The sequence below is a fragment of the Kribbella sp. NPDC049174 genome (assembly GCF_043197365.1).
In the GTDB taxonomy this organism is placed as follows: domain Bacteria; phylum Actinomycetota; class Actinomycetes; order Propionibacteriales; family Kribbellaceae; genus Kribbella.
In genome coordinates this window covers 938,266-954,921 of record NZ_JBICSZ010000003.1, presented here as the reverse complement: position 1 = coordinate 954,921, position 16,656 = coordinate 938,266, and the positions used below count along the sequence as shown (strand labels likewise).

The window sequence follows — 16,656 nt, the reverse complement described above, 5'->3', positions numbered from 1 at the left end:
AGGTCATGGGGCCGGGAGCCAAGGCCCCATGACCACGCCGGCGCCGGAGGCCCGGCCAAAAGCACTGCACGGGCCGCAGTCGTGTGGTGACGGCGTGTCGACGTACTTATCCACAGGACGCGCGCACGGGCCTGCGGCGGACTGGGGCTGGACGGTAATGTCGCGGACGTGACCAAGTCACCACGAGGCCGGGACGGACGACCAAGCCACTTGCGGCTGGTCGGCTCCACGCCAGGCCCGACCCACCGGCCCACGGCGGGTGTCGACGTCGACACCACGCCGAGTGTCGCCGTGCTGGAAACCTTGCTGGAAACGCTGTCCCTCGATCTGGCCGCCGCACCCCGGGCCCTGCACCCGGTGATCGCGGAGGCCTCGGTCGCGCGGTCCGCCGCGATGCTCGCCGACCAGCTGTGGCCGGCCGGGCGGCCGGACGAGATCGGCGAGGTGGAGCGGTTCTTCTGGGCCGATGCCGCCCGGGTGCTCGGCGAGCGCCGTGACCCGCAATCCTTTGTCCTGTTGACGAGTCTGGCCCGCACGGTCGGTCCCGCCGGGCGGCTGCCGCTGCAGCGGGCCCACCTGTCCCGGTTGCGGACCGAGGCCGAGGTGCCCGAGTGGGTGACGCGGATCGCCGGCTTCCGACTGACCAGCGCGATCGTGTCGGAGGACATCACCGGTGACGGGCTGAGCGTCGTACTCGACTATGACGACGAGCAGCATCCGCACACCGTGGTCGTCTTCATCGACAACAACCTCGGCGCCATCGTCAAGGACGTGTTCGTCGGGCCGCCGGTGGACCGGGTCCTGGAGGCGTACCAGCGCGGTGGCCGGGTGACCATCCGGACGGTCCGGCCGCCGACCGCGGCCGGCATCATCCTGCAGGCGCTCGGCGAGACCAACGACTACGACGATCCGCCGGTGACCGAGGATTTCGAGTTCTTCTCCGGACTCCTGGTGAACCGGCTGACCCAGTTGCCCGAGCGGCCTATTCGCCCACCGATCCGGCCGTTGCTGTCACCGAAGCAGCGGGAGCAGCTGGTCGACGAGTTCCTCGACTCGCAGTACGCCGTGGACCTGCCCGACGACGCGGCCGACATCGTCCGGTTGTGGATCGACCACGCGGTGGACCACACCGTCGGGGGGCCGCTGCGGGTCAGCGCCGTACTGGTGGAGCTGTTCCTCGCGCACTGGCTGCCGCGGAAGGTGCTTGCCGACAGCACCTACTTCGAGGCGGTTCCCCTGGTGGTGAAGGCGTGGCTGGAGTTCGCGGGGGAGCGGACCGGGCTGGCGCTGGACGCGATCGACGAAGCGGTCGACGCGGTGGACGTGTGGACCCCGGCGCTCGAGGCCGCGGCGATGATCGACCCGATCGGCTCCAAACCGGGTGAACGTGTCTTCCTCGACGACACTACCAATGACCTCGAGGACGCTTACCGAGCCCTGTCCGGCCTGGGTTCACCGCCGCAACCGGACCTCGAGGGCCTGGACAAGTCTCAGGCGGCGACCTTGTCGGTGCTGGCCCCGCACGCCTGGCTGATGGCCGGCGAGACCCTCGGCTCGACGTACGCCCCGGACGCCTTCGACATCGCCGAACGCCTGGTCCGCGACGCCCCCGACCTCCTCGCCAAGGCGCGCCTCTCCACCTGGCCCCGAGCCATCGTCTGGCTCCTCGCCCACCGCCACCGCCTGGTCGGCCCCGGCGAACCCCTGACCCCCTACGCCCTGGCCGCCGACCTCTCCTCCAGCCCGGCCACCCTCCGCAAAACCGCCAAACTCCTCACCGACACCCTCATCCTGCCTCGCTGACCCCGGCGAGAGGGGTCGGTTGAACCCCGGCGCAGAATGGGGACATGTATTTGCGTGCGCCGGAGCTCAGGGGTCGTGGGTGGTTGAACACGGGTGGGCGGGAGCTGTCGCTCTCGGACTTCCGGGGGCGGTTCCTGCTCCTCGACTTCTGGACCTTCTGCTGTATCAACTGCCTGCATGTGCTGGACGAGTTGCGGCCGTTGGAGGAGAAGTACGGCGACGCGCTGGTGATCGTGGGGGTGCACTCGCCGAAGTTCGCGCATGAAGGGGAAGAGGCGGCGGTTCGGGCCGCGGTGGAGCGGTACGAGGTGGGGCATCCGGTGCTGGATGATCCCGAGCTGGTGACCTGGCAGAACTACACGGCTCGGGCCTGGCCGACGCTCGTGCTGGTGGACCCGAACGGCTACATCGTCGCCCAATACTCGGGTGAAGGGCACGCGCACGCCCTGGATGCTCAGCTGGCCGAGCTGATCGCCGAGCACGAGCAGGCCGGCACGCTGACGCGAGGTCAGTCGCCGTACGTCGCTCCGGAGCCCGAGGCCGGTGACCTGCGCTTCCCCGCCAAGGTGGTTGCCCTGGACAACGGGTTCCTGGTCGCCGACGCGGGGAACCACAGCATCGTCCAGCTCGCCGAGGACGCGACCACCGTGGTACGACGCTTCGGCACCGGCACCCGCGGATTCACCGACGGGGACCAGCCCGCCTTCTCGGAGCCGAACGGCCTCACCGTCCTCCCCGCAGACGTCGCGAGCAAACTCGGGTACGACGTCGTCGTCGCCGACACGGTGAACCACGCCCTGCGGGGGATCACCCTGGAGACCGGCCAGGTCACCACCCTGGTCGGCACCGGCAAGCAATGGATGGACGGCGACGGCACCGACGTCCTGAGCTCGCCCTGGGATGTCGCCTGGTGGCAGGACAAGGTCTGGATCGCGATGGCCGGCGTACACCAGCTGTGGACCTTCGATCCCTTCACCGGCACCACGGAAGTTGCCGCCGGCACCACCAATGAAGGGCTGAAGGACGGCGCGCTGAAGGAGGCGTGGTTCGCCCAGACCAGTGGTCTGGCCGTCGACGGTGATCGCCTCTGGCTGGCCGACTCGGAGATCTCCGCGCTGCGCTGGATCGACACCGAGGTGCACACCGCCGTCGGCACCGGCCTGTTCGACTTCGGCCTGCGCGACGGCAAGGCGAGCGAGGCCCTGCTCCAGCACCCGCTCGGTGTCACGGTCCTCCCCGACGGTTCGATCGCGATCGCCGACACCTACAACGGCGCCGTACGACGCTACGACCCGCGCACCGACGTGGTCGACACGATGGCGACCGGACTCGCCGAACCGAGCGGCGCTGTTGTCGTCGGCAACGAACTGCTGGTGGTCGAGTCGGCCGCGCACCGGCTGACCCGCATCCCGCTCGGCGCGTCGGCGACCGCGGACGAGTTCAGCACCAGGACGCAGCGGCCGCCGATGGACATCGCGGCCGGCGAGATCACTCTCGAGGTCGTGTTCACGCCGCCGCCGGGACAGAAGCTGGACGATCGCTACGGTCCGTCGACGCGGCTGCTGGTGTCGTCGACGCCCGAGTCGCTGCTACGCGAGGGTGCGGGCGACTCGACGGATCTCGCCCGGCCGCTGGTGATCGACGAGCGCGTCGGAGACGGGGTGCTGCACGTCGCCGTCCAGGCCGCTTCGTGTGACGACTCCGCCGAGGTCGAGTTCCCCGCCTGTCACATGCACCGGCAGGACTGGGGCGTACCAATCCGCGTGACGCCGGACGGCGCCACGCGGCTCGAGTTGGTGCTGTCCGGAGCGTCTACTCCTTGACGTCGCGGTGGTGCTCCTCGACCACCCGGTACTCTTCCTCGATCGCCGGGTCGATCGCGTCGGTCTCGACCCGACGGCGCCGGTTGGTGATGTAGAAGGAGAGCACGATCCCGGCCAGGCCGGCCAGGATCAGGATGTAGCCGACGACGGTCAGGTCGACTGCTTCCCACGAGTCCCGGACCGCGAACGCCAGAATGGCACCCACGACCATCAGAAAGATCCCCACACCGATGCTCATCCGAGCCTCCTCGTGAAGTCGCCCAACACGCTCGACGCTACTCCGGTTGGGCGGCGTAATCCATCAACGAACCCTGTCTGTTACGCCACGGGTACCCAGCGGTAAACCCGGGCTCTAGCGCGCCTGGAGCTCGATGTCGCCGCTGGTCGTGGTGGCGCTGAGGGTGTGGGTGCCGTTCGGGTCGTCGCCGAGCCGGTTGCCGACGTCGCCGCTGCGAGTCTCGGTGCTGACGTTCCAGCTGCCGGCCGGTGCGGTCACCTCGATGTCGCTGCTGGTGCCCTTGGCGCGTACGTCGTTCGCCTCGGCCAACTCGAGTTCGAGGTCGCCGGAGGTGGTCTCGACGTTGACCGCTCCGCCCTTGAGTCCGGATGCCTCGATGTCGCCGGAGGTCGCCGTCACGTCCAGCTTCCCGGTCAGGTCCTTGACGACGACGTCACCCGAGGTGAGGTCGACCTTCACGTCGCCGGTGACGTCACTGATCTCGATCGTGCCGGACCGGGACGAGGCGTCCACCCCACTGACCCCGGCAATCGAGATGTCGCCGCTGCCGTTCTCGCCGGTCACCTTGGTCCCGCGCGGGACGGTGACCACGAAGTCGGCACTGCACTGCCAGCCGCAGTCGCCGTCGAGCTTCAGCACGCCGTTGTCGACCGAGTAGGCGTCGCCCTTCTTCCACAGCCAGAACCTGCGCTTCTCCTGGACCGTGGTCTTGTCGTCGCCGGAGACCTGGATGGTGACGTCGGCGCTCTTGGCGGCCAGTTGGACCGTGGTGATCTTCTCGCTGATCTCGTGGTCGTCGGTGGAGTCCCGGTCCCCGAACTGCCAGAACGCCAGCCCGGCCGCGGCCACCAGAAGCACTGCCCCGAGCTGCTTGCTCTCCGCCATCATCCGCCCCTTCTCGTCCCACCTCGTCCGCTCGACAGTAGGCCGGGAAGCGGTGGCACAGGATCAGGCAGGTCCCCCGAGACGCCCCTGAACGCCACCTCAGGGAGGCCTGAGTCAGGACCGGTAGTCGCCCCGGGACACGGCGGCGGCGAGGTCGTCGTCGAGGTTGCCGAAGAAGGTCCGGGCCCAGAGATCGTCGCCGTGCCAGTAGGGCCCGTCGTCACCAGGCAGCGAGGCCGGCGCCTTGCCGCGCTTGAGCGCCTGCCGGCACTCGGAACACAACGGTAGCGTCAACGTCGTCCCGTCGGCCTTCACCTGCGTCGGCCGACCGGACGACCTTCCGTGCAAGGGATTGAACGCACACAACTCCGGTACTACGTCCAGCTTTCGGCCGGCCGCCACCGCGACGGCAGCGCTGTACTCACGTCGGGCCTTGTCCAGCAGCACCATCGCACCGACCACATCGACGAGATCCTCCGACGAGTCGAGCACCTTGCCGGCGGCGTGATGGGCGTCGAGCGCGGCCTGCTGATGCCGCAGACCCTCACCCGAGGCATCAGGCAACGCGGCCAGCTCCGAGCCCAGCGTGGTCAACTCGGCACTCGTCTCCTGGGTCAGGCGACGGCGTCGCCCGGCCGCAACGCTCGCGGCCACATGCGGTGGGATGCTGAACGGCTTCTCCCGCCGCGGCCGGTCCTGGTGTCGCGAGCCAGGCCGACGCAGGCCGATCACCAGCCCGAGCCCGACCAGCGCGGCGATCCCCAGCCCGATCACCAGCACGATCATTTCAGCTGAGGAGTCGTCCTCTTCTGAATCATCGGACGAGGAGGACCTGGGCGGCCGGGAGGTGGTGGGTGTGGCCGCTGGCAGCCCGGGAGCCGCCAGCAGTTCGTACATCCGGGCCAGCACCTCGGTCGGCCCCGCGTCGTACCCGGTGTCGTCGAGGGCCCGCTCCCGCGCCGCGCGCAACTTGTCCTCGTCCAGTTGCGGCAGGTTGTGGGCCTCGTACCAGGGGAACTGGCCCCCGCCGTCGACCACGACGTACAGGCCGGGCTTGTCCAGGGCATCGATGACCAGGGTGAGCACGTTGCGCTCCTCACCCTGGAACGGGTCGCTCGGCGCCAGCGGCAGCACGATCGAGTAGACCGGGTACCCGAGCGCCGTCGCCTTGGCCTGGACATCGGCCCGCAGGTTCCCCGGTAGGGCCGACTTGTACGCCGGATCGACGTACAGCGGATCCTTGGCCAGCGCCGCCGCGATCTCCCGGGCGCGCTCGGCCGGCGTCTGCGCCTGCGCGGGTAAGGCGGTCAGCGACACCAGCAGTGTCAACAGGGCCGTCAGGGCGAACCGGGCTCTCACTGCGTTCCTCCACGTCGTCGTCCGACCCCTGCCGCCACCGCGAGCACGATTCCGGCGAGCAGGGCGCCGCCGAGCATTCCGACCACGCCGCCGCCGATGCCGTTGCCGATCGCCTTGCCGACGGTGAACCGCTCCGGTTCGGACGGCGACTCCGGATACGGCTGGGTCGGCTCGGTCCGCGCCGGTTTGGGGTCGTACCGCTCGTCGGTCTTGAGGTCCTCGAGGTAGTCGCCGAGCTGACCGGACATCGACTGCCTCGCCTTCGCGTACGAGCTGGACGGCACCCAGGCCGCGATCTCGTGCTCCACGCCGTACGTCGTGTTGCCGTCCATCACGACGTAGAGGCCGGGCTTGTCGTTGGAGGCGGCGAGCCAGCCGGCCAGCAGCTCCGTGTCGCCCTCTTCCTGGAACCACTCCCCGGTCGGTACGACGGCGACGAACACCGGGACCGGGGCGGCCTCGATCTCGCGGAGTAGCTCGGCGGACTGGGGCGCGTCGACCAGAGACGTGTAGTCCGGGTCGACGTACAACGGCTGCGTCGCCCAGGCTGTGGTCGCGGCAGTCACGCGAGGATCCGACGGAACCGCGGCCCACGCCGTAGCCGGCACGAGGGAGGTTGTTGCCAGGAGCAACAGCAACAAGCGTTTCATCGGACCCCGTCCTGGACCTGCGCTACCCGCTGGGGCAGGTCGTCGGAGAGCGCGCCGAACCCGGTCGCGACCATCGGGCTGTCCTCCGGATCCAGCGTCCAGTACGCGACGTGCTCACGACCGATCAGGCCGGACCGCTTCCACACCTGCAGCCCGTACGGCGTCTCGCCCTTGCCGAGGACCCGGACGCACTTCCGGCAGGCCGGCACCTCGACGTCGTCCGACCAGCTGACCGGTGTCGTCCCGGACTGGTGGGTCGGATCGAAGAAACACGGCGGCAGGACCTGCGCCCCAGAGGCGCCGCGCTGGGCCTGACGGGCCAGGACGAAGGCGCCGGTCACCGCCAGCAGATCGTCCGGTTGACCGTCCCGCAGCTTGCGGGCCGCGTCCAGGCGACGGTAGGCGTCGTCACGCTGGTCGAGCACCTTGACCGACTTCCCGCGCCGCTGGTCCACCTTGTCGAGTGCGAGCTGCGCCCGCTTGATCCAGTCGTCCGCCTTGGCCTGCATCACCGTCACCTTGACGGGTGACCCGCCGGCGGGCACCTGCTCGGCGGGCCGGGTCCGGCGGCGCAGCGCCAGCCACAGCGTCAGCGCGAAACCAGCCAGCGCACCGACCCCCATGCCGGTGAACGCCGTCCGATCCTCCTGGTCGGTCACCGACGGACCGCGCGGCTCGTCCTCCGGCTCCAGATCGCCGGCCGGGATCGCGGACAGCGGGCGACCGTCGTACGCCGTCGCGGCCTGCTGGATCGTCCGCACGATCTGCGGCCCCGGCCGGTCGTCGACGATGTCGCGGTACCGCTCGTCGTCGAGTTGCACGCTGGTCAGATCCCGGCCCCTCAGCCCACCCGGCCGGTACAGCTCCTCCATCCCGGACCAGTAGTCGTCGGAGACCACGGCGACCACATACAGCCCCGGCTGCCCGACCCGAGCCTGCAGCAGCGTGATCAGATCGCTCAGCTTCTCCCGCGTGTACGGCGTCCGTGGCACCAGCGCGACGTACACGGCGAAGTCGACGGTGCCGGCCTCCGCGCGGATCCGATCGAGATCAGGGATCGGCCCCAACCGCTCGTCGACGTAGATCTTGTCGCGCTGCCAGGCGGCGGCGATCCGGTCCGGCAGCTCCGGCGTGGCGGCCCGTGCGGGGAGGACAGGAACGAACGCCAGGACGGCGAGCAGTGCGGCGAGGCGGAGCAGGCGGTGGGACATCGCGGGACAGCCTACGAAATGGCACGGCCCTGGCTCGGACAGGGGAAGCCGAGCCAGGGTCGCGGTGGTGCCACGGGCAGAAACGTTCCTACAGGGCGGTGGTTCCTCACCAGGGCAGATCGGGGGGCAGATCCATCTGCCCCGGGCGGCCTCCGGCTCGATCCGCGCAAGTGACCGAGCCGGAGGAGTCGGGCATCAGAAAGCGGACTCCGGCAGGTCCATCACGTCCAGGTCGGTGAGCTCGGCCTTGACCCGCTCGGCCCGGACCGACGGCATCGTGGACCGGACGAACCACTGGGCCGCGGCCACCTTGCCGGTGTAGAAGTCCTGCTCGGCCGGGGACAGCTCGCCGCCGAGCTTGTTCAGCGCGACCTCGGCCTGCCGCAGCATCAGCCAGGAGCAGACCACGTCACCCAGCACGTACAGCAGCCGCGAGGTGTTCAGGCCGACCTTGTAGATGTTGCGCGGGTCGCCGTTCTCCGCCTGCGGGTTGCTCGCCATCAGCGCCTGGCCCATCACGCCGAGGATCTTCTGGGTGTCCTCCAGGCCCTTCGCCAGCAGCGCCCGCTCCTCCTTCAGCCGGCCGTTGCCGGCCTCGGAGGCGACGAAGCCCTGGATCTGCTCGGCCAGGTGGCCCAGCGCCTTGCCCTGGTCCTTGATGATCTTGCGGAAGAACAGGTCCTGGCCCTGGATCGCGGTGGTGCCCTCGTACAGGGTGTCGATCTTGGCGTCCCGGACGTACTGCTCGATCGGGTAGTCCTGCAGGAAGCCGGAGCCGCCGAAGGTCTGCAGTGACTCGGTGCCGAGCAGTGTCCACGACTTCTCCGAGCCGTAGCCCTTGACCAGCGGGAGCAGCAGGTCGTTCACACCCTCGGCGAGGACGTCGTGCTCACCGGCGTACCGCGCCTGCTCGGCTCGGTCCTGGTACGTCGCGGTGAACAGGACCAGCGCCCGCAGCGCCTCGGCGTACGCCTTCTGGGTCAGCAGCGACCGGCGGACGTCGGGGTGGTGGGTGATGGTGACCCGCGGCGCGTCCTTGGCCGGCTGGGTGAGGTCGGCACCCTGGACCCGCTCCTTGGCGTACTCGAGCGCGTTCAGGTAGCCGGTGGACAGGGTCGCGATCGCCTTCGTGCCGACCATCATCCGCGCGTACTCGATCACCTGGAACATCTGCGCGATCCCGTCGTGCACCTCGCCGAGCAGCCAGCCCTTGGCCGGCACTCCGTCGCCGAAGGTGATCTCGCAGGTGGTGGACACCTTGATGCCCATCTTCTTCTCGACGTTCGTGACGAAGGCGCCGTTGCGCTCACCCGTCAGCTCGCCGGTCTCCAGGTCGAAGTGGTGCTTCGGTACGACGAACAGGCTCAGGCCCTTGGTCCCGGGACCGCCGACACCCTCGATGCCCTGCGGCCGGGCCAGCACCAGGTGGACGATGTTCTCGGTCATGTCGTGCTCGCCCGAGGTGATGAACCGCTTGACACCCTCGATGTGCCAGCTGCCGTCCTCCTGCAGCGTCGCCTTGGTCCGGCCGGCGCCCACGTCGGAACCGGCGTCCGGCTCGGTCAGCACCATGGTGGCGCCCCAGCCGCGCTCGATGATGTGGTGCGCGATCTTCTGGTCCCGCTCGGTGCCGTTGCGCCAGAGCACGTGCGCGAAGTTGGGGCCGGCGGCGTACATGTGCACCGGCGGGTTGGCGCCCAGCACCAGCTCGGCGGCGGCCCAGCGCAGCGACGGAGGCGTCGGCTGACCGCCCAGCTCGGCCGGCAGCTCGAGCTTGAACCATTCGGCGTCCATGTAGGCGTGGTAGCTCTTCTTGAACGCCTCCGGCATCCGAACCTCATGCGCCTCGGCGTCGAAGACCGGCGGATTGCGGTCGGCCTCGGCGAACGACTCGGCCAGCTCGTGCTTGGCCAGCCGGTCGATCTCGGCCAGCACCTCACGGGCGGTGTCGACATCCATCTCGGCGTACGGGCCCTGACCAAGCACCTCGTCCCGGCCCAGGACCTCGAGCAGGTTGAACTCGATGTCCCGCAGATTCGACTTGTAGTGGTTCACAGGGTCCCCTACCTCTTCGCAGCATCGTACTCACGAGTAACTTAAGTATATACCCACGGGTAACGAAGGCAAAGGACGATTCTCTGTGAGGCTTGTCCGGTGAAGGTCAGGCTGGTGTACGAGACACACTCGACAACTCTCGACAACGAGCGGGGGATCGCGACCGGGTGGCTGCCCGGCGAGCTCTCCGAAGCGGGGCTCCGGGAGGCGGCGGAGCTGGGCGGCCGGCGGCAGGACGTCGACGTCGTCTTCAGTTCGGACCTGCGCCGGGCGGTGCACACCGTCGAGGCGGCCGGTCTGAAGATGCCGCACTTCCAGGACTGGCGGTTGCGCGAGTGCAACTACGGGTCGCTCAACGGATCGCCGCGGAGTGCCCTCGAGCCGCGGGCGCAGCGGGTGCACACACCGTTCCCCGGTGGGCAGAGCTACTTCGAGGTGATGGAGCTGACCCGCTCGTTCCTCGAGGACCTCAAGCGCTGGCACAACGGCCAGAAGGTGCTCGTGGTCGCGCATTCGGCGAACCGCTGGTCCCTCGATCACCTTCTGGGCAGTCGCGCTTCCCTCGAAGACCTGGTCGCCGCCCCGTTCGACTGGCGACCAGGCTGGGAGTACGAGGTCTAGGGTTTGTAGACGGCGGCGCTGCCGTAGAGCTTGTTGGTGAACGCCGAGATGTACGTCGCCGTGTTCGCCGCGGTCAGGTTGTAGGTGAGGAAGACGCCGTACCCCTCGTTGACCGTGCGCTGGGCCAGGGTCGCGGCGGTGGACGAACTGGTCGCGGTGAACGACACGGCCGCCGGCGAGAGGCGGGACTTGTCGCTCGGGCCGCTTGGGACGGCCCAGGTGCCGTAGTACGGGTTCCAGGCGTAGTCGAAGGTGTTCGCGATGCTCACGCCGTTGTAGGTCAGGCGATCCGAGGCCGGGCCGATGTCGTACAGCGTGATGAGCTTGTTCGGCAGCTTCTGGCGCAGGGCCGAGACGAGGTAGACGAACGAGCTGTCGTTCGGCTGGCCGGTGCCGTTGTTGCCGTACTCGGCGTACTCGTCGTCGAAGTCGATGCCGTCGAGTCCGTACGTCGTCACCGCGTCGGCCAACTGCTGGGCGAAGGCGTCCGCGGCCTGCTGGGACGGGAAGTTCGCGAAGCCGGCGCCCTGGTGGTTGCCGAGGACGGACAGCAGGACCTTGATGCCCTTCTGCTGCAGCGGCCGGACCTCGGTGGCCACGTTGTCGAGCACGTTCTGGACGTTCTCGTTGAAGTGCAGGTAGGCGTTCGTACCGTCGTAGTTGATGTTGGCCGCGAAGATGACCGCGACGTCGAACACCTGGGCACCGCCGTTGGCCAGCGTGTACTTGGCGGCGTTCGTCATGCTCTCGTTGTTGACCTCGACGTAGACCACCGAGATCGGTCCGGTCTTCGCGCGCGGGCAGCGCTTCGCGGCCGCTGTCGCGGGCAGCGCGGCACCAGTGCCGGCCACCGCGGTCGTCGCCGCGATGGCCGACAGCAGGGTTCTTCTGCGAATGGGTTCAGGGCTCATCGATCAACTCCAGGTCTGCTGGGCGGGGCAAACATGACCGGTGCTAAACCGGTATAGCAGCCTGATCTTCGACGGCCGGGGACCCTCTGTCAAGCGGTTGTCAGCGCAGGGTGACGATCTCCTCCTTGCCGCCGGCCTCCACCTTCACCTCCGGCTCCGAGCCGGCCGGCACCAGGAGCGCGTCCGATCGCGCCGGGCTCCACGCGCCTCCGTCGTACCGGTAGGAGAGCTTGGCGTCCCGGCGGGCCACCGCCCACCCCTGGCCGGCCGTGAGCTTGATCGACACCGGCAGTACGGCGTCCCGATCGGGGATCCCGCCGGGGACGATGGTGGTCTTGCCGGACTTCGGTTTGAGGACGGCGTAGACCCGGGTCGGGTCGTTGTCGAGCTGCTGCTCGCCGAGGTACACCGCGGTCCCGGTCGACGTCACGCCGTACCCGCTCCAGAGTGAGAACGCGCGCGAGTAGGTGTTCTTGTCGGTGACCGGGTCGAGGGCGGCGTCGAAGACGTCGGGCGCGGTGGCGCGGAACTTCTCCGCGTTCTCGGTCATCGGCCACAGGGCCCGGTCGGGGAAGTCGGTCCACAGTCGCCGGTCGCCGGCCTGTTCGGGCGGCGAGGCCTCGATCCCTCCGTTCGCGATCCACTGGTCGGAGAAGGCCGCGGCCGGGAGCGGGCTGATGCTGAGGTCCGGAAGGTCGATGTCCCGCGGCAGTTCCACCACGGCCACGCCGTCGGTGAAGCGCAGTGGGGTGTAGACGCGGCCGCTGCCGCCTTGCTCGTCGTAGTTCCGGCCCGGGGACCAGCCGGTCTTCTTGCCGATGTCCAGGACGACGAGTGCTTTCGTCTCGCCCTTCGAGGCGACGATTCCGGTGACCAGGCCGACACCGGGCGCCGGGTAGCTGTCGGCCAGGACGCGGGGTTTGCCGTCCTTGCCGTCGACAACGAAGCCGACGAGGGTGTGGACCCCTTCGCGGTCGAGCTGGATGTTGTCGTGGTGCCGCAGATCGGAGTACTGCCCGATGATCGCGACCCGGCCGCCGGGGGTGTGGCCGGCCCAGTAGACCTTCGGTTCGCCGCGCAGGCGGTCGAAGATGCCGCGGTCGTGGTTCGCGGACTTGCGGTGCGTGGTCCGCCAGGCGGTCAGGGCCTGGTCGAGGTAGGTGGCGTCGCCGGCCAGATCGCCCCGGGTCGCGCCCTTCATCAGGAAGCCGTACGGGTCGTTGTCGACCGGCGTCGCCGCGGACGGGACGTCGTCGAAGCGGTCGAGCAGGGTCGGAGCGCCGACCGCTGCGCCGCTGACGGCCGCCACCGCGAGCGTGCCGGCCGACAGCGAGAGGAAGCGGCGGCGGCTGAGCCGGCGGGCACCACCGAGGCGGGCGCGGTCGAGCAGGTCCGGCGGCGCTTCGATGTCGTCGACGCTGGCGCTCAGCCTGTTCTTGAGATCGGTCTCGGTCATCGCAGTCCTTCCAGGAAGGCGGGTTCGGTGATCAGGCGGAGCCGGTCGAGGGCGCGAGAGGTCTGGCTCTTCACCGTGCCGAGCGAACAGCCGAGAGCCTCGGCGGTCTGGGCTTCGGTGAGGTCCTCGTAGTACCGCAGGACGACGACCGCGCGTTGCCGCGGCGGGAGCTCCTGGAGTGCGGTCAGCAGTTGATCGCGGACAGCGAAGCCCTCGGTGCCGTCCGGGGTGGGCGCGTCGTGGCGGTCGGCCAGGGCGACCTCTGGCTTGCGTCCCTTGCTGCGCCAGCGGTTGGCGGCCAGGTTGGCGAGGGTCTTGCGGGCGTAGGCCTCGGGAGCGGTGTGGATCCGCCGCCAGCGCACGTACACCCGCTCGTACATCTCCTGGACGAGATCCTCGGCCGCGGCCCGGTCGCCGGTGAGCAGTACGGCGGTCCTTAGCAGCCGGGTCGAGCTGCCACGGACGAAGTCGTCGAAGTCGTCACCGCGGGTGACCATCCGCCCCTCCTCGGTCATCTGGTCTGTCAGCAGGTAGACACCGGCGGCGTCCGGAAGGTTGCATCCCCGGGTCGCGGCCGGTGTGACTAATGGACGAAGATGTACGTCGAGGGAGGGAAAAACTTACCGGGGGCCCAGGAGGAGAGGACCCGATGAGCACAGTTGATCAGGCCACCAGTACCGCGCGGACCCGGCGGTCCCTGGTCGCGGGCACGGTCGGCAATTTCGTCGAGTGGTACGAGTTCGGGGCCTACGGCTTCTTCGCGACCGTGATCGCGGCGAACTTCTTCAGCAGTACGTCGACCAGTGACGCCGAGAGCCTGATCAAGACCTACGCCTCGTTCGCGCTGGCCTTCTTCTTCCGGCCGATCGGCGCGGCCGTGTTCGGCCGGGTCGGCGACCGGATCGGCCGGCGCCCGACGCTGATCCTGGTGCTGCTGCTGATGACCCTGTCGACCACGCTGATCGGCCTGCTGCCGACGTACGCGACCGTAGGCGCGGCCGCGCCGTGGTTGCTGACGCTGGTGCGGGCGCTGCAGGGGTTGTCGGCGGGGGGTGAGTTCGGCGGCGCGGTGTCGATCATGACCGAGTTCGCACCGAAGACGAAGCGCGGTCTGTACGGCGCTTGGCAGTCGTTCACGGTCGCACTCGGGCTGCTCGCGGGTGCCGGGCTGGCGGCGACGCTGGCGACGGTGCTGAGCAAGGAGGCGCTGACCGACTGGGGCTGGCGGGTGCCGTTCCTGCTCGCATTGCCGCTGGGTCTGGTCGCGTTGTGGTTGCGGCTTCGCCTGGATGAGACGCCGAACTTCGCTCGGGTCCAGCAGGAAGAGCCGCGACCGGCGGACAAGGCCGAGGTGGCGAAGGCGATCGCGCTCGGCATCGGGCGGCTGATGGGCTGGTCGGCGGCCGGCTACACCTTCCTCGTGGTGATGCCGTCGTACCTGCAGGCGACGCTGAACGCGACGTTCCAGCAGGCGCTGGTCGCGACCGTGCTGGCCAACGCCGGGTTCGCCGCGTCGATCATGCCGGCCGGCTGGCTGAGCGACCGGATCGGGCGCCGGCCGGTGATGGTGGCCGGCGCCGCGCTGGTCGTCGTACTGGCGTTCCCGTTGATGAACCTGCTGCAGGACAAGGAGGCCGGGAACGCGGCCAAGGGTGCGGCCGTGTTCTTCGCCGGTCTGGTGGTCGGGCTGATGGCGGGTCCAGGGCCGGCGATGCTGGCGGAGATGTTCCCGACCCGGGCCCGCTACACCGGCCTCGGGCTGGCGTACTCGCTGTCCAACGCGGTGTTCTCCGGCTCGGCCGGGCTCATCATCACCGAGTTGATCAAGCGGACGAAGAACATCGACATCCCGGCGTACTACGTTGTCGTGACGTGCGCGGTGAGTGTGCTCGCGCTGCTGACATTGCGCGGTGACGACCATCGACGGGAGTTGCGGGACTGATATGCGAGTCATCGGCCTGATGTCCGGGACGTCGTACGACGCCATCGACGCCGCCGCGGCGGACCTGCGGCTGGACGGGGATCGGCTGGTGCTGACGCCGCTCGGTCTGCTGAGTCAGCCCTATACTTCCGCGGTTCGTGATGCGCTGGCCGGGTCGTTGCCGCCGGCAAGTACGTCGATGGAGCAGGTGTGCCGGCTGGACACCGGGATCGGGCAGGCGTTCGCCGAGGTGGCGCGGCAGGCGGTCGAGCAGCTGTGCGGTGGGTCCGCCGATCTGATCGTGTCGCACGGTCAGACGGTGTTCCACTGGGTCGACGGCGGGACCGTTCGGGGGACGTTGCAGCTTGGGCAGCCGGCCTGGATCGCGGAGGCGACGGGGACGACGGTGGTGTCGGACCTGCGGGCTCGCGACGTCACGGCGGGTGGGCAGGGTGCGCCGCTGGTGAGCATCCTCGACGTGCTGTGGTTGCGCGGGCGGCCCGGCGTACCGATCGCGCTGAACCTCGGTGGGATCGCGAACATCACTGTGGTGCACGGCGAGCCGGTCGCCTTCGACACCGGGCCGGCGAACGCGCTGATCGACGCGGTAGTGACCGAGCTGACCGGCCGGGCGTTCGACGCGGACGGGGCGATGGCCGGGCGCGGGCGAGTGCACGGGGAGCTGCTCGAGCGGTTGCTGGCGGAGCCGTACTACGGCCGGTCGGCGCCCAAGAGCACGGGCAAGGAGCTGTTCAACCTCGCCTACCTCGCCCGGGCGCTGGAGGGCCTGTCGGAGATCCCCGCCGACGACCTGGTGGCGACGGTGACGACCTTGACCGCCCGGACCGTTGCCGATGCGGTACGGCGGTACGGCGGGACCGAGGTGATCGCGTCCGGTGGGGGCATCCGCAACCCGGTGCTGATGAATCAGCTGGCGTCAGAGCTCGGGACGGTGCCACTGCGCAGTACCGACGAACTGGGGTTGCCGTCGGCGGCCAAGGAGGCGTACGCGTTCGCCGTACTCGGGTTTCTGACCGTGAACGGGCTCGGTGGGACGGTGCCGAGTTGCACGGGCGCGCGGCACTCGAGTGTGCTCGGATCGATCACCCCCGGGGCTGCCGGATTGCCGGTTGCCGGAGGCGACGCGCGACCTCCGGTGAGTCTCGTGATCGAGTGACCGACACTTGTCTCTGTGACGAGGCTCTTCGTGGTGACGGGTGCGCCCGGTTCCGGGAAGTCGACGGTCGTGCCGGAACTGGTACGGCTCAGTCCGGGGAACATGGTCGTGATGGACATGGACGAGTTGCTGGACGATCACGGACGGTTGCTCGGGATCAGCATCGCGAGTCCGACCGCGGCGTCGATCTGGCCGGCGTACAACGCGTTGTGGTTGCGGATCACCGAGCTGATCCGGCGGTCCGGGATCCCGGTGCTGCTGTTGTCGCCGCTGCTGCCGACCGAGCTGCCCGAGGGTCGGTGGCTGCATCTGGACTGTCCGGACGCGGTCCGGCGGAAACGGCTGGCCGGGCGGGGGTGGGCGGAGTCGCAGATCGAGGAGGCACTCGCGGAAGCCGCCGAGCTCCGCAAGCTCGTGCCCCGCTCGGTGCGCGGTGACGTCTCACCGGAGCGCTCCGCCAAGGGCATCCTGGACTGGATCCGCGGCGAGCGCCTGGGCAAGACCTTGGGTCTGTGGGGACGGCTTCGGACTTGACCTTCGAGTTGG

The 16,656-nt window shown here is 69.3% G+C and carries 15 protein-coding genes; 6 read left to right on the top strand and 9 right to left on the bottom strand.

Going from position 1 to position 16,656, the window contains the following annotated elements; genetic code table 11:
• Positions 1-168 precede the first annotated feature (168 nt).
• Both ACGFIF_RS21955 and ACGFIF_RS21950 read left to right on the top strand, forming a co-directional pair.
• On the top strand, positions 169-1,803 hold the full coding sequence (locus ACGFIF_RS21955; protein WP_393156762.1) for a hypothetical protein: 1,635 nt from the start codon (positions 169-171) through the stop codon (positions 1,801-1,803).
• Between the two features lie 44 nt (positions 1,804-1,847).
• Positions 1,848-3,626: an NHL domain-containing thioredoxin family protein gene (locus tag ACGFIF_RS21950; protein WP_393156760.1), complete on the top strand. Its 1,779-nt coding sequence runs from the start codon at positions 1,848-1,850 to the stop codon at positions 3,624-3,626.
• Here the strand turns inward: ACGFIF_RS21950 and ACGFIF_RS21945 are convergent.
• The 6 genes from ACGFIF_RS21945 to ACGFIF_RS21920 all read right to left on the bottom strand — a co-directional run bounded on the left by ACGFIF_RS21945 (position 3,616) and on the right by ACGFIF_RS21920 (position 10,024).
• Positions 3,616-3,864 carry a DUF6458 family protein gene (locus tag ACGFIF_RS21945; protein WP_393156759.1) on the bottom strand — a complete coding sequence of 83 codons (249 nt, stop codon included), beginning with the start codon at positions 3,862-3,864 and terminating at the stop codon, positions 3,616-3,618. The two genes, ACGFIF_RS21950 and ACGFIF_RS21945, sit on opposite strands and share 11 nt — an antisense overlap.
• A gap of 114 nt (positions 3,865-3,978) precedes the next feature.
• Complete coding sequence (locus tag ACGFIF_RS21940; RefSeq protein ID WP_393156758.1) at positions 3,979-4,749, bottom strand: DUF4097 domain-containing protein; 771 nt, start codon at positions 4,747-4,749, stop codon at positions 3,979-3,981.
• A 114-nt stretch (positions 4,750-4,863) separates the two neighbouring features.
• Positions 4,864-6,108, bottom strand: coding sequence for a hypothetical protein (locus ACGFIF_RS21935; protein ID WP_393156757.1), 1,245 nt, complete (start codon positions 6,106-6,108; stop codon positions 4,864-4,866).
• Complete coding sequence (locus ACGFIF_RS21930) at positions 6,105-6,758, bottom strand: hypothetical protein (protein WP_393156755.1); 654 nt, start codon at positions 6,756-6,758, stop codon at positions 6,105-6,107. Before ACGFIF_RS21930 ends, ACGFIF_RS21935 begins: the two co-directional genes overlap by 4 nt.
• Complete coding sequence (locus ACGFIF_RS21925; protein ID WP_393156754.1) at positions 6,755-7,969, bottom strand: hypothetical protein; 1,215 nt, start codon at positions 7,967-7,969, stop codon at positions 6,755-6,757. Before ACGFIF_RS21925 ends, ACGFIF_RS21930 begins: the two co-directional genes overlap by 4 nt.
• A gap of 195 nt (positions 7,970-8,164) precedes the next feature.
• The gene (locus tag ACGFIF_RS21920) at positions 8,165-10,024 is read right to left on the bottom strand and encodes an acyl-CoA dehydrogenase (RefSeq protein WP_393156753.1); all 1,860 of its coding nucleotides are present in this window, start codon (positions 10,022-10,024) and stop codon (positions 8,165-8,167) included.
• 99 nt (positions 10,025-10,123) lie between these two features.
• On the opposite strand from ACGFIF_RS21920, the gene ACGFIF_RS21915 reads away from it, so the two are divergent.
• Complete coding sequence (locus ACGFIF_RS21915) at positions 10,124-10,645, top strand: histidine phosphatase family protein (protein WP_393156752.1); 522 nt, start codon at positions 10,124-10,126, stop codon at positions 10,643-10,645.
• Here the strand turns inward: ACGFIF_RS21915 and ACGFIF_RS21910 are convergent.
• The 3 genes from ACGFIF_RS21910 to ACGFIF_RS21900 form a co-directional block, all read right to left on the bottom strand.
• Entirely contained in the window at positions 10,642-11,556 is a 915-nt protein-coding gene (locus tag ACGFIF_RS21910) for an endo-beta-N-acetylglucosaminidase H (protein ID WP_393156750.1), read from the bottom strand. The genes ACGFIF_RS21915 and ACGFIF_RS21910 overlap by 4 nt on opposite strands.
• A gap of 100 nt (positions 11,557-11,656) precedes the next feature.
• The gene (locus ACGFIF_RS21905; protein ID WP_393156748.1) at positions 11,657-13,012 is read right to left on the bottom strand and encodes a hypothetical protein; all 1,356 of its coding nucleotides are present in this window, start codon (positions 13,010-13,012) and stop codon (positions 11,657-11,659) included.
• Positions 13,009-13,509: a SigE family RNA polymerase sigma factor gene (locus tag ACGFIF_RS21900; RefSeq protein ID WP_393156747.1), complete on the bottom strand. Its 501-nt coding sequence runs from the start codon at positions 13,507-13,509 to the stop codon at positions 13,009-13,011. The genes ACGFIF_RS21905 and ACGFIF_RS21900 overlap by 4 nt, the downstream gene beginning before the upstream one ends.
• A 152-nt stretch (positions 13,510-13,661) precedes the next feature.
• On the opposite strand from ACGFIF_RS21900, the gene ACGFIF_RS21895 reads away from it, so the two are divergent.
• From ACGFIF_RS21895 to ACGFIF_RS21885, 3 genes are read left to right on the top strand one after another with little or no spacing between them, the layout of a single operon-like run.
• A complete protein-coding gene (locus tag ACGFIF_RS21895) occupies positions 13,662-14,954 on the top strand; it encodes an MFS transporter (protein ID WP_393156745.1) in 1,293 nt (430 codons plus the stop codon).
• A 1-nt stretch (position 14,955) separates the two neighbouring features.
• Entirely contained in the window at positions 14,956-16,110 is a 1,155-nt protein-coding gene (locus ACGFIF_RS21890) for an anhydro-N-acetylmuramic acid kinase (protein ID WP_393156744.1), read from the top strand.
• 15 nt (positions 16,111-16,125) lie between these two features.
• A complete protein-coding gene (locus tag ACGFIF_RS21885; RefSeq protein ID WP_393156743.1) occupies positions 16,126-16,644 on the top strand; it encodes an AAA family ATPase in 519 nt (172 codons plus the stop codon).
• Positions 16,645-16,656 lie beyond the last annotated feature (12 nt).